Annotated in this window: 9 protein-coding genes; 4 read left to right on the forward strand and 5 right to left on the reverse strand. The window is 72.5% G+C overall.

Features of this window, described 5'->3' with window-relative positions; genetic code table 11:
- Positions 1-30 precede the first annotated feature (30 nt).
- The gene (locus tag ACFVXG_RS12075) at positions 31-1,872 is read right to left on the reverse strand and encodes a hypothetical protein (protein ID WP_387926708.1); all 1,842 of its coding nucleotides are present in this window, start codon (positions 1,870-1,872) and stop codon (positions 31-33) included.
- A 158-nt stretch (positions 1,873-2,030) separates the two neighbouring features.
- On the opposite strand from ACFVXG_RS12075, the gene radA reads away from it, so the two are divergent.
- On the forward strand, positions 2,031-3,542 hold the full coding sequence (gene radA, locus ACFVXG_RS12080) for a DNA repair protein RadA (protein ID WP_387926710.1): 1,512 nt from the start codon (positions 2,031-2,033) through the stop codon (positions 3,540-3,542).
- 202 nt (positions 3,543-3,744) lie between these two features.
- Positions 3,745-4,803, forward strand: a complete 1,059-nt coding sequence (gene disA, locus ACFVXG_RS12085) for a DNA integrity scanning diadenylate cyclase DisA (protein ID WP_350507754.1) — start codon at positions 3,745-3,747, stop codon at positions 4,801-4,803.
- A 201-nt stretch (positions 4,804-5,004) separates the two neighbouring features.
- On the opposite strand, the gene ACFVXG_RS12090 is transcribed toward disA, so the two are convergent.
- On the reverse strand, positions 5,005-5,895 hold the full coding sequence (locus tag ACFVXG_RS12090) for a hypothetical protein (RefSeq protein WP_387926712.1): 891 nt from the start codon (positions 5,893-5,895) through the stop codon (positions 5,005-5,007).
- 214 nt (positions 5,896-6,109) lie between these two features.
- Here ACFVXG_RS12090 and ACFVXG_RS12095 point away from each other — a divergent pair, with 214 nt between their 5' ends.
- Positions 6,110-7,027 (forward strand): A/G-specific adenine glycosylase, encoded by a 918-nt coding sequence (locus ACFVXG_RS12095; protein ID WP_387926714.1) that lies wholly within the window; start codon positions 6,110-6,112, stop codon positions 7,025-7,027.
- Positions 7,028-7,096: 69 nt separating this feature from the next.
- Here the strand turns inward: ACFVXG_RS12095 and ACFVXG_RS12100 are convergent, their stop codons facing one another.
- Positions 7,097-8,692 (reverse strand): MDR family MFS transporter, encoded by a 1,596-nt coding sequence (locus tag ACFVXG_RS12100; RefSeq protein ID WP_387926715.1) that lies wholly within the window; start codon positions 8,690-8,692, stop codon positions 7,097-7,099.
- Between the two features lie 228 nt (positions 8,693-8,920).
- On the opposite strand from ACFVXG_RS12100, the gene ACFVXG_RS12105 reads away from it, so the two are divergent.
- The gene (locus ACFVXG_RS12105; RefSeq protein WP_387926717.1) at positions 8,921-9,559 is read left to right on the forward strand and encodes a TetR/AcrR family transcriptional regulator; all 639 of its coding nucleotides are present in this window, start codon (positions 8,921-8,923) and stop codon (positions 9,557-9,559) included.
- A gap of 25 nt (positions 9,560-9,584) precedes the next feature.
- Here ACFVXG_RS12105 and ACFVXG_RS12110 read toward each other — a convergent pair whose 3' ends face one another.
- Both ACFVXG_RS12110 and ACFVXG_RS12115 read right to left on the reverse strand, forming a co-directional pair.
- The gene (locus tag ACFVXG_RS12110) at positions 9,585-10,496 is read right to left on the reverse strand and encodes a M23 family metallopeptidase (protein WP_387926719.1); all 912 of its coding nucleotides are present in this window, start codon (positions 10,494-10,496) and stop codon (positions 9,585-9,587) included.
- A 416-nt stretch (positions 10,497-10,912) separates the two neighbouring features.
- Positions 10,913-13,264 (reverse strand): immune inhibitor A domain-containing protein, encoded by a 2,352-nt coding sequence (locus ACFVXG_RS12115; protein WP_387926721.1) that lies wholly within the window; start codon positions 13,262-13,264, stop codon positions 10,913-10,915.
- Positions 13,265-13,318 lie beyond the last annotated feature (54 nt).

Consider the following 13,318-nt stretch of genomic DNA (forward strand, 5'->3'; position numbering starts at 1 on the left):
CCCCTTGGGGTCGCGGGGAGTTGAGCCGTCTCAGTGCCCGGCCGTCGCCGCCCCCGTCGGGTGCGCGGAGGCGGGGCCGGTCGGAGTCGCCGAGTGGGTCGGCGTACCGGTCGGCGGCCCGGAGGGCGACGGTGCCCCGGTCCGGCCCGGTGACGACGAGGGCGTGCCCGACGGGGACGGCGCCGAGGAGCCGGTCGGCGAGCCCGTCGAGGAGGGCGTCGACGACGGCGCCGGGGAGGTGCTCGCCGACGGCGTCGACGAGGGCTCGGCCGAGGGCTCCGCCGAGGAGGACGCGGACCCGCCCCGGTTCTGCGGCCCGCCCTCCAGGGTGACCACCGCCTGGGAGGGCGGCAGCGCGATCCGGGCGGTCCAGTGGGTGGTGGGCGCGAGTTCCTCGTCCACGGTGACGATCACGGTGATCCGCTGCCCGGGGGCCAGTGTCCCCGAGTCGCGGCTGAGCCGGAGCCAGCCGGCGTCCGTCACGGCGTGCCAACGGATCTCCGTGGTACCGGAGTTGGTGAGGGTGAGCACCGTCCGACTGCCGTACTCCCCGGCTTCGACGGTGAGCAGCCCGGCCGGGGCCGGGTCGGCCGCGCCCGGGGCGGAGGCCCGTTCGACGGTGGGGGCTGGGGCGGCGACCAGGGTGGGGCTGCCGAGCGGGGTCGCGCCCCGGCCGGGCACCGGGACCAGCGGCCCCTGGAGGGTGAGCCTTGGAAATCCAGGGAGCAACGTTTCTGCACCGTTTCCGCCGGCCGTGCCACCCACCCCGCCGCCGCCCGCACCAGCCAGCTCCAGCCCCGGCATTCCCGCCCCGGCCCCGGCGACCGCCCCGGCCGCCCACGACGGCCGCTGCCCGGCGTCCGCGCCGGCTCCGTCCACCCGCACCGCCGACACCGAGGCCGCCGACCCGGCCCCGCCGCCGGCCCGGTGTCCGGCCCAGAGCGCCACCACCGGCGCCGCCAGGACGGCCGCGAGCACCCCGGTGGTCACCACCCGCCGGCGGACCGCCCGGCCCCGGCCCGCGTCCGGCGCCCGGTGCCGGGGGAAGCCGCCGTGGTCGAAGCGCAGCCCCGGCTCGGCCGCACCTCCCGCCGTCGACCGCGCCGTCCCGCCCGCCACCGCCACCCCCGGCGCCACCACCACCGGCGCCGTCAGCAGCGGCAGCCCCGACAGCCCCGCCGCGCCCTCCGCCGCCTCCCCGGCGGCCACCCGCTCCGCCGTCCCCCGGCAGGTCGGGCAGTCCACCACGTGCTGCACCAGCTCCCGCCGCAGCGCCGGGCCGAGCACCCAGTCCCGCCAGGACTCGGCCCCGGCCCCGCCGAGCCGGTCCAGCTCGGGGCAACTGCCCACCCCGAGCACCAGCAGCGCCGCCCTGGTCCGGGCCACCTCGGACTCGGCGGCGGCGAGCAGCCCGCGGGTCCGCTCGAAGGGCAGGCCCAGGACGGCCGCGACCTCCAGCGGGGTCAGCCGGTGCCGGACGGACAGTTCCAGCGCCTCGCGCTGCTCCGGGTCCGTCCCGGCCGCCTCCGGCCAGGCGAGCGAGGCCAGCTCACGCCGCCGCCGGACGGCCTCGAGCTCGCTCGGTTCCGAGGGGACCGGCCCGGCACCCGGCTCCGCTCCGGTCCCGTCCGCGAGCCGCCGCAGGCAGCAGTACCGGGCCAGCGAGAACAGCCAGGCCCGGACCAGCCCGGGCTCGGCCAGTCGGGCGCCGTGCCGCCGGGCCAGTTCACGGACCTCGCGCAGGGCGTCGGCGGCCGCGTCGTGCTCGCACAGCACCGAGAGGCAGTAGGTGAACAGGCCGTCCACCTGGCGGTCGTACGCCGCGAGCACGGCGTCCTGCGCCCCGACGGGCCCAACTGTTCGCGTTGTCACCCGTCCGACGGTAGGAGCACCGGGCGGCCCGTCCCCGCCATTCACCGCGTATGTACTTCTTTCGGGTAACAACATCGCCCATCTGTGTGGGCGCCCGACGCGTCCGCCCTCGGGCCGCAGGCCCAGCGCTGTCACACCCAGCCGCTACCGTGGGCCGCATGCCTCCGCGTTCCAAGACCACCGCCAAGCCGCGCCCGGCCTACCGCTGCACCGAGTGCGGCAACCAGCTGCCCAAGTGGGTCGGCCGCTGCCCGGAGTGCAACGCCTGGGGCACGGTCGAGGAGTACGGCGCGGTGCCGATCCGCACCACCGCCGCGGGCCCGGTCAGCGCGCCCGCCCGTCCGATCGCCCAGGTGGACGGCCAGGTCGCGACGGCCCGCTCCACGGGCGTGCCGGAGCTGGACCGGGTGCTCGGCGGCGGCCTGGTCCCCGGCGCGGTGGTGCTGCTGGCCGGCGAGCCCGGCGTCGGCAAGTCCACCCTGCTGCTGGACGTCGCCGCCAAGGCGGCCACCGCGCAGCACCGCACGCTCTACGTCACCGGTGAGGAGTCGGCCGGGCAGGTCCGGCTGCGCGCCGACCGGATCAACGCCCTCTCCGAGCACCTCTACCTCGCCGCCGAGCAGGACCTCGGCGCGGTGCTCGGGCACATCGAGGCGGTCAACCCCGGGCTGCTGATCCTGGACTCGGTGCAGACCATCGCCTCCGCCGAGCTGGACGGCGCCCCCGGCGGCCCGGCCCAGGTCCGCGAGGTGGCGGGCGCGCTGATCCGCGCGTCCAAGGAGCGCGGCATGGCCACCCTGCTGGTCGGCCACGTCACCAAGGACGGCCAGATCGCCGGCCCGCGCCTGCTGGAGCACCTGGTGGACGTGGTGCTGAGCTTCGAGGGCGACCGGCACGCCCGGCTGCGGCTGATCCGCGGGGTCAAGAACCGCTACGGCGCCACCGACGAGGTGGGCTGTTTCGAGCTGCACGACGAGGGCATCATCGGCCTGGCCGACCCGTCCGGCCTCTTCCTGACCAGGCGTGACAAGCCCGTCCCGGGCACCTGCCTCACCGTCACCCTGGAGGGCAAGCGCCCGCTGGTCGCCGAGGTGCAGGCGCTGATGGTGGATTCGCAGATCCCCTCCCCGCGGCGCACCACCTCGGGCCTGGAGTCGCCCCGGATCGCGATGATCCTGGCCGTGGTCGAGCGGCACGGTGGGGTGAAGCTCGGCAAGCAGGACATCTACACCGCCACGGTCGGCGGGGTGAAGCTGTCCGAGCCCTCCGCCGACCTCGCGGTCGCGCTCGCGGTGGCCAGCTCCTCCACCGACACCCCGCTGCCCAGCAACCTGGTGGCGATCGGCGAGGTCGGCCTGGCGGGCGAGGTGCGGCGGGTGACGGGTGTGCAGCGCCGACTGGCCGAGGCGCACCGGCTGGGCTTCACCCACGCCCTGGTCCCGCCGGACCCGGGCAAGGTGCCGCCGGGCATGAAGGTGGTCGAGGTGGCCGACATCGGCGAGGCGCTGCGGGCCATCCCGGGCCGCCGCCGGGCCGCCGCCAAGCCGCGCGGCGAGGTGCGTGGTGAGGCACCGTCGGCCCCGCCGGCGCCCCGCGCGGCGAGGGTCCCGGCCCACCCGGACGAGCTGATGGCGGGCTGGGAGCCGCTCGACTCCGACGAACTGCGCTGACCCAAGCCCTGCCGAAGCCGCACGCAGTTAGACTTTCCCCAGTCTCATTGGCCAGAAGGCAGTACCGAAGCGGTACTGAGCGACAGAGCAACAGACCGCGGACCGGCGCACGGCGCGAGGCGCGCGGCACGGGGTCGACCGGAGGAGTCACGTGGCAGCCAGCGACCGGGGGGCGGACAAGGCCTCCCGTGAGGAGGCCCTGCTGCGGGCCTCCCTCACCGCCATCGCGCCCGGTACCGCGCTTCGTGACGGCCTGGAACGGGTCCTGCGGGCCAACACCGGCGGCCTGATCGTGCTGGGCTTCGACAAGACCGTCGAGCCGATCTGCACCGGCGGCTTCGTCCTGGACGTCGAGTTCAGCGCGACCCGCCTGCGCGAGCTGTGCAAGCTCGACGGCGCGGTGGTGCTGGACAAGGACATCACCAAGATCGTCCGGGCCGGCGTCCACCTGATGCCGGACTCCACCATCCCCACCGACGAGACCGGCACCCGCCACCGCACCGCGGAGCGGGTCAACCGGCAGACCGGCTATCCGGTGGTCGCGGTCTCGCACTCGATGCGGCTGATCGCCATGTACGTCAACGGCACCCGCCGGGTGCTGGAGGACTCCACCACCGTCCTCTCCCGCGCCAACCAGGCGCTGGCCACCCTGGAGCGCTACAAGCTGCGCCTGGACGAGGTGGCCGGCACGCTCTCCGCGCTGGAGATCGAGGACCTGGTGACGGTCCGGGACGTCACCGCCGTGGCCCAGCGGCTGGAGATGGTCCGGCTGATCGCCACCGAGATCGCCGGCTACGTGCTGGAGCTCGGCATCGACGGCCGCCTGCTCTCGCTCCAGCTGGACGAGCTGATCGCGGGCGTGGAGCCGGAGCGCGAACTGGTCGCCCGGGACTACTTCCCGGAGCGCGCCGCCAAGAAGGGCCGCACGGTCACCGAGGTGCTGGCCGACCTGGAGGCGCTCACCCACGCCGAGCTGCTGGACCTGCAGACGGTCGCCAAGGCGCTCGGCTACTCCGGCACGCCGGAGTCCCTGGACTCCGCCGTCTCCCCGCGCGGCTACCGCCTGCTGGCGAAGATCCCGCGCCTGCCCAACACGGTGATAGAGCGCCTGGTCGAGCACTTCGGCGGCCTGCAGAAGCTGCTCGCCGCCAGCATCGACGACCTGCAGACGGTCGAGGGCGTCGGCGAGACCCGGGCCCGCTCGGTCCGGGAGGGCCTGTCCCGCCTTGCCGAATCGTCCATCCTGGAGCGCTACGTCTGACGGACGCGCGACCGACCACGGACGGCCCCCGGGAGAAACGCTTCCCCGGGGGCCGTTCCGCGTTCCCGGCCCCCGGACTCCTGACGGGCCCCCGGACTCCTGACGGGCTGACGCGCGGATGACGGGCCGACGCGCGGAGCCCCCGACCGCTCGGCGGTCGGGGGCTCCGTGGGGGCTTCACACCCGGGGTGTGACGGACGTTCAGTTGTCCAGTCGGATCGAGGTCCGGGCCGACACCTTGTCGCCCGAGAGCCCGGTGAGCTCCGCGAGCACCACGTACGTCCCGTTCGCCGGGGCCGTCTGGTCGGCGGTCGCGCACTGCGGCTTGCTGCGGCTGCGGTCCCAGGTGAAGGTCTCGGTCTGGCTGCCGTTCGCCGGGATCTGCACCCAGATGTTGCCCTTGTCGGGCGGGCAGTCGCCGGAGGACCAGACCCGGTCGTTGTTGCTGCCGCTGCTGACCGTGATCACGGAGGCGGTGCGGCCCAGGTCCACCCGGCAGTTGGCGCCGGAGGAGTTCTTGACCGTCAGGGCCAGCTTGGGCTTGTCCTTGGGCTGGTACGAGTTCTGGGTGCCGGCCAGCTCCAGGGCGACCTGCTGGGAGGAGCACACCGGAAGCGCCATCACCTCGGCGGTGTTCACCGCCGGGGCGCCGCCGCCCGAGCCGCCGGTACCGCCCGGCGCCGGGGCACCGCCACCGGAGCCGCCCGTACCGCCCGCGCCGCCCGCAGCACCGGAGCCGGTCGCGCCGCCCGGGCCACCGGCCCCGCCGGCTCCACCGGTTCCGCCGCCGCCCGTAGCGCCGCCGCTGAGGCCGACCTCGCTGCCGCCGCCGCTGGCCACCGGCCCGCCGCCGGAGCCGCCGCCGGCCGGGTGCGCCGCGGGGCCGCTCGGCGAGGCGCCGGGCGTGATCGCCTGAGCGGGCGTTTGGCTCTGGGACTGGGAGGGTACGGCCTGCGCGGCCTTGCTCTGTGAGCCGTCACCGCCCCCGCCCTGATCGGTCATCAGCCAGGCGATCAGGGCGACGACCGCCGCGACGGCGACGAGCACGACGACGCGCCGACGCCAGTAGATCGAGGCCGGCAGCGGTCCCACGGGTTGACGCAAAGAGGGCACGATCAAACTCTACGAGACTGCGTGTGGCGATTGACTCACCAACACCGCACAGTCGCCCCTTCTTTCACATGATCCGCCATTTGATCCGTTCGAGGGAGTTGCCGAACCCGGATTTCCGGGGCGGAACCGGTTCATCCGGAACCATGGCATCCACTTCGGCCCGGATCCGCGACCGTGGGAGGATCGAAGGGCCATGACTGCCATCACCGCCGCCGAAGCCGCCCCCTCGCTGCCGCTGCCCCTGCCGCTGCTGCACTCGACCGTCATCGACTGGTACGAGGCCAGCAAGCGCGACCTGCCCTGGCGGACCCCCGACGCGACGCCCTGGGCGGTCATGGTCAGCGAGTTCATGCTCCAGCAGACCCCGGTGAAGCGGGTGCTGCCCGCCTGGCAGGCCTGGATGACCCGCTGGCCCGCCCCGGCCGACCTGGCCGCCGAGGCGCCCGGCGAGGCGGTCCGGATGTGGGGCCGGCTGGGCTACCCGCGCCGCGCACTGCGCCTGCACGCGGCCGCCGTGGCGATCACCGAGGAGCACGGCGGCGAGGTCCCGGACGACCACGCCACGCTGCTCTCGCTGCCCGGGGTGGGGGAGTACACCGCCGCCGCGGTCGCCTCCTTCGCCTTCCAGCAGCGGCACGTGGTGCTGGACACCAACGTCCGCCGGGTCTTCGCCCGCGCGGTGACCGGCGTCGAGTACCCGGCCACCGCCACCACCGCCGCCGAGCGCCGCACCGCGACCGCCCTGCTGCCCGAGGACTCCGGGACGGCCGCCACCTGGGCGGTCGGCGTGATGGAGCTGGGCGCCCTGGTCTGCACCGCCCGCGGCCCGGAGTGCGGGGACTGCCCGCTGTTCACCGTCTGCGCCTGGCAGCGGGCCGGCCGCCCGCCGTACGAGGGCCCGGCCCGGCGCGGGCAGACCTACGAGGGCACCGACCGCCAGGTGCGCGGCAAGCTGCTCGCGGTGCTGCGCGAGGCGCACGGCACGGTGCCGCAGGCCCGGCTGGACGCGGTCTGGCCGGACGCGGTGCAGCGGGCCCGGGCCCTGGACGGCCTGGTCGCGGACGGTCTGGTCGAGCCGGTCGAGCAGGGCGTCTACCGCCTGCCGCAGTAACCCGCGACACGACGAGACGGCGCCCCCGGGAGATCCCTTCCCGGGGGCGCCGTCGTCCATGGGCGGCCGTCAGAGGGCCGCCGCCTCCAGCGAGGCCTCGGCCGGCTTCTCGGCGGGGCCGGAGCCGCGCAGCGGCACCTGGCGGATGAACACGGCGGCGGCCAGCGCGATGATCGCCACGCCCGCGCCCAACAGGAAGACGGTGTGCGTGCCGTTGGACACCGCGTGGTTGTAGGCGTCCTGGAGGTACTCGGGCTGCTGACGCAGCTCGGTCAGGCTCATCTGGCTCGGGTCCTTCATGCCACCCGGAGGCAGCGGCTTCCCGGCCAGCATCTCCTTCATGGTGTCCGTCACCCGGTTGTTGAACAGCGCGCCGAACAGCGCGACACCGAAGGAACCGCCGATGGTGCGAAAGAGCGTGGCGGTGGAGCTGGCCACGCCCATGTCCTTGAGCTCCGCGCTGTTCTGCGCGAGCAGCATGGTGATCTGCATCAGGAAGCCCATGCCGGCGCCGAGCACGACCATCCAGCAGGCCGAGGTGAAGCTGGAGGTCCCGACGCCCATGGTGGAGAGCAGGTACATGCCCACGGTCATCACGATGGTGCCGACGATCGGGAAGATCCGGTACTTGCCGGTCTTGGTCACGACCTGGCCGACCACCAGCGAGATCACCAGCATGCCGAGCATCATCGGCATCAGCAGCAGTCCGGAGTTGGTCGCGGAGGCGCCTTGGACCGTCTGCTGAAAGAGCGGGAGGAAGACGGTCGAGCCGAACATCACGAAGCCTACGATGAAGCCGATGATCGAGACCATCGTGAAGTTCAGGTTCTTGAACAGGCTCAGCGGCAGCATCGGCTCCTCGACCCGCTGCTCCACGTAGCAGAACGCGATCAGCGAGGCGACGGCGAGCGCGCCCAGGCCGAGGATCTCCTTGGAGCCCCAGGCGTACTGCTGGCCGCCCCAGGTGGTCAGCAGCACCAGCGAGGTGATGCCGACGGTCAGCAGGATCGCGCCGGCGTAGTCGATCCGGGCGGTGCTGCGGATCTTCGGCAGCTTGAGGGTGACGGTCACGACGGCGAGCGCGATGACGCCGAGCGGCAGGTTGATGTAGAAGATCCAGTGCCAGCTCAGGTGGTCGGTGAGGAAGCCGCCGGCGAGCGGGCCGCCGATGGTGGCCAGGGCCATCACCGCGGCGAACATGCCCTGGTACTTGCCGCGCTCACGCGGCGGGACGAGCGCGCCCATGATCGACATGACGCCGACCATCAGACCGCCGGCGCCGAGGCCCTGCACGGCGCGGAAGCCGATCAGCTCGTTCATGTTCTGGGACAGGCCGGACAGTGCCGAGCCCACCAGGAAGATCACGATCGAGGTGAGGAAGGTGCCCTTGCGGCCGTAGAGATCGCCCAGCTTGCCCCAGATCGGAGTGGAGGCGGCGGTGGCCAGGGTGTAGGCGGTGACCACCCAGGACAGGTGCTCGGCACCGCCGAGGTCGTGGACGATCGTGGGCATCGCGGTGCCGACGATCAGGTTGTCGAGCATGGCCAGCAGCATCGTGACGACCAAGCCGACCATCACGAGGCGGATCTCGCGGGGTGACCGCGGCTGTTCCTCCTCGGTCGCCTTGTCCTCCGGTACCGGGCCGGCGGTCTTGGACTGTGACATGGGGTGGGGTCTCCCGGAGGGGTGCTTCGGACGGGCTTCGCGCCGTGCGACGGCTCACTTACTTGACGCCCGGCTAGTTTATCGATCGTCGGCACGGTAAGTTGTTTCCTAGCCGGTCGTCAAGCCAGTTTTAAGACCGGGCGCCTGGGCAGGGAGAATGAACCCGGGGCGGACACCACCCTGGAGTCCGCAGCAGCAGTAGTCACCGACGCAGTCATGAGGCAGGCCATGGGCACTCCGCACAGCCCCCGCAGCGACACCCGGGCTCGCATCATCGAGGTGTCGTTGGAGCTCTTCTCGGAGCAGGGCTACGAGCAGACCTCGCTGCGCGAGATCGCCGACCGCCTGGGCGTCACCAAGGCCGCGCTCTACTACCACTTCAAGACCAAGGACGACATCGTCCTGGGCATCGTCGAGCGGATGGCCGCGCCGATCGACGAGATCATCGCGTGGGGCCGGGAGCAGAAGACCTGGAGCCCGGAGATGCGCGACGAGATGATCCGACGTTACGCGGACGGGATGGCCGAGCGGGCCCCGCTGCTGCGCTTCTTCCACGAGAACCAGCCGGCGCTGCGCGAGTCCCCGGCCGGGCTGGCCTTCCGGGAGCGCGTGATCACCATGATGCAGCTGGTGCACGGGCCGGAGGCGGAGTTCCGCGACCGGCTGCGGGCCACCATGGCGCTGTTCACCGCGCACACGGCGTTCTTCCTGCTCAAGCAGGACACCGTGGACGGCGGCGACGTCGTGAACGTGTGGGGCGAGAAGGTGCCGCACGCGGAGCTGGACGAGGCGCTCGAAGCGGCCAGGGAGGTCGCGCTGGAGATCAGCGGCCGGATCACCGGCCACCCGGCCCGCGACACCGACTGATCAGCCGACGGCCGGGACCGGTCGCCTAGAACGCCGTGACGCCGTGCCCGGAGAGGTAGGCGATCGGGTCGACCACCGAGCCGTAGCGGTTGCTGGTGCGGATCTCGAAGTGCAGGTGCGGCCCGGTGGAGTTGCCGGTGCTCCCGGACAGTCCGACCCGCTGACCCGCCGACACCCGGGCGCCGGGCGACACCGAGAGCGCGGACAGGTGCGCGTACTGCGCGAAGTGCCCGTCGGCGAGCCGCAGGACGACCTCCTTGCCGTACGCGCCGTCCCAGCCGGCCGACACCACGGTGGCGTCGCCGACCGCCAGCACCGGCGTGCCCGGGGCCACCGCGAAGTCAACTCCGGTGTGGTACCCGGCGGCGTACTCGGAGTTGGCCACCCCGTACGGATTGCTGGTCGGCGCGTCCGGCGCCGGGGCCGACCAGTCCGGAGCGGGCGCGGCGGCCGGCTGCTGGGCGGGCTGGTCCCCGGGCGCGGGCTGCGCGGCCGGCGGGTCGAGCGGCAGCAGGTTGGGCGCCACCGCCACGAAGGCCTGGGCCGAAGCGGCGTCGTCCGGCAGCTTGTACGGGCTCGGCCCGGCCACCTGCACCACGCCCGGGTCGGGCACCCGCGCCTGCGGGGCGGTGAAGGCCGAGCTGCCAGGAGTGGTCGGCAGCACGGTCTGCGCCGAGGCGCTGCCCGGTGCGGCGACCAGCAGCAGGCCCGCCAGCAGCACCGCGGTCGCCCCGGCCGAGACCACCGCGTGGTCGCGCTCGGCCCGCTGTCGGCTGCCGGGCAGGGTGGCGTGCCGGGGGGTGGCGAGCGCGCGCAGCGGCGGCGCGGCGTGGGTGCGGACGACGTGGCGGATCCGCGGCTGCCAGTCGGCCGCCTGGGCCGTCGCGCGGACGGCGAGCCGGCGCAGGGCCGGCCCCACGGGCGGAACGGTGGACATCGCGGTCGTACCTCACGGTCGGACGGGGGCGGCAGGAAGCGCATGGTCGGGCGCTTCGCTGAGCCGGGGGCCACTCAGCTTTAACCGGCACCGAGTGCAGCCCCAAACGCGGCGATGTACTACCCCGTGTAGTCGCTGTGGCGGCGGGGAATCGGGCCGACGGCGCAGTGATCATGGGATCGGATGGTCGGGGCCCGGCCGGCCCGCCCCCGGAATCCCGACCGCCCGGCTACTAGGCCCGGTCGTACCTCGCCGAACCGCTGTGACCAGCGCCACCCGGCGCCGGGGTTTCAGCCGGGGGCCGCCCGGTGCCGCCTACCGCCGAAAAGCGTCCGGCCCGCCCCCGCGCGGTGGCGGGGGCGGGCCGGACGTGGAGACTTCAGTGCCGCGCGATCACGGCCTGACCGTCAGGACGATCAGTTGTCGACCGGGCGGACCCGGATCCAGGTCTCCAGGTAGTTCGCGGACTCGTTCTCGACCTCGATGCTGGTGCCGGTCTTCGGCACGTCGACACCGGCGTACTGGTCGTCCTTGGACCACCAGGACTTCAGGTCGTTGAACTCGTCGACGCCCTTGGACTTCGGGATGACCGTCTCGACGTCGGCCTTGTGCAGGGTCAGCGCCGGGACACGGCGCGAACCGAAGGTCGAGTCGAAGCCCTGCATGCGCGGACGCATCAGGGTGCCGTCCGACCACTTGATCGGGGTCGGGTGCGAGTCGACCGGCAGCACCAGGCCGTGGCCCGGGTGGGCGCTGACGTTGTTGTCGGTCTGCGACTCGTCCCAGTACCAGATCAGCAGGCCGGGCTGGTACGCGTAGTGCTCGACCCAGTTGGGCTTGGCGGCCGAACCGAAGTTGTACGGGCCGGTCTTCAGCGTCTGGTCGAACGACACGTACTGCTTGTTCTCCGCGATGTAGTACTGCGCGTAGTCCTTGGTGTACGAGCCGCCGAAGCGGGTGAAGCCGGCGGCGGTCCAGCCGTTGTCGCCGTTCTCCACGTCGTCGCTGAACACGGTGGCGCCGTCGGCGACCACCGCGATGTTGTCCACCGCGAAGCCGCGGTAGTGCAGACCGCCGTCGGTGGTGTTGTGGTAGCGGAACTGGATCTTCTTGCCGGCGTAGGCGTCCAGGTTGAACGACAGGTCGCCCCAGGCGGCGGTCAGGCCGCTGACGGCCGGGCGGCCGTTCTCCTTGGGCAGCGCGGCGCCGTTCCAGGTGCCGTCCACCACGGTCCAGTTCTTGCCGCCGTCGGTGGAGACCTCACCGAAGGCGTAGTCGAAGTCCTGCTCCAGCTCGTACCAGGCCTTGGCGTTGATGCTGGCCTTGGCCTTGCCGGTCAGGTCGATGTCGCGGGTCAGCGTGACGTTGAGGTTGTCGGCGCTGCCGCTCCACCACTCGCTGTTGCCACCGAAGGGCTTGTTGATGTCGGTGGTGATGCTCTTCTTCGGCAGGTCGACGATCAGCGCCTGCGGAAGGTTGGTGTTGTACTCGACCGGGCCGATGTGGTGGGTCGACTCGGTGCCCGCCTTGGCGCGGTCGGCCTTCAGCCAGCCGAGCTGGTACTTGCTCCAGGCGTCGAGGTCGTTCGGCATGTCGCCGATGCTGTCCTTGCCCTCGCCGAGCCAGGACCCGGAGGACATCAGGGACCAGAATCCGACCGAGTTGTCGATGCCCTTGCCGGCGGTGTCGTAGAGGTCCGGCAGACCGAGGTCGTGGCCGTACTCGTGGGCGAAGACGCCGAGGCCGCCGTTCTCCGGCTGCATCGTGTAGTCGCCGATCCAGAAGCCGGAGTCACCGACCTGGACGCCGCCGAGCTTGTTGTTGTCCGGACCGGCCTGGCCGGTCAGGTTGCCGTAGACGTACGAGCGGTGCGCCCACAGGGCCTTGCTGCCCTGCTTGCCGCCACCGGCCGACTTGTCCTCGCCGGCGTGCACGATCTGGAAGTGGTCGATGTACCCGTCGGGCTGGTTGAAGTTCCCGTCGTGGTGCGACCCGTAGCGGTCCCACTGGTCGTACGAGGCCAGCGTCGCCTTGATCTGGTCCTTGGTCTGACCCTTCGCCAGCTGGTCCTTGTACCAGATGTCGACGGCGTCGCGGATCAGGTCCTGGGCGCTGGAGCAGACGTTGGAGCCGCAGAAGTCGGAGCCGTACCGGGCCTCGTTCCACGGCACCCGGACCCAGTCCGAGACCACGCCGTCGACCGTGTAGCGGCCCGAGGACTGCTTCTCGTAGAAGGTCTTCAGCGAGGGCTTGTCCTTGGCGAAGTACAGGTCCTGGTAGTGCTGCTGGCTGTAATCGGCCTGCCAGGCGGTCGAGTTGTTCGTGGCGCGGTCGGGCGCTGCGATCTCGTTGTGCTTGGGGCCGGGCTCGCCACCGTACTTGACCTTGCCGTCGGCGGTCTTGGTGGTGTTGTCGACCTGGTCGCCGAAGTCGACCAGGATCGTGAAGATCTTGTCCGAGCGCTCACGCGGGAGCTCGACGTACTTGTCCTTGCCGAGCTTCACGCTGGTGCTGCCGTTGTGCTCTTCGACCTGGGCGGTGCCGTTGAGCAGCTGCTCGGTGGCGGCCTTCTTCTCCGCCTCGACCTTGGCGGTCAGCGGGCCCGGGATGTTGTGCTCGGTGTTGACGGCCTGGACGGCGTCGGCCGGGTCCTTCGGAACCGGTGCCGAGCCGGACGCGACGGCGCTGCTCGGGAACAGACCCGCGCCGAGCGTGACTATGACCGCCGCCGCGGTGGTGACCGCGGCAGCTCTCCTGGTGGTCTTCAACGTTGTGACGCCCTCCCCGACCGAGCCGACTCTTGGCCAAGGCCCGGTAAACCA

Source organism: Kitasatospora sp. NPDC058162, assembly GCF_042884005.1.
Classification (GTDB): domain Bacteria; phylum Actinomycetota; class Actinomycetes; order Streptomycetales; family Streptomycetaceae; genus Kitasatospora.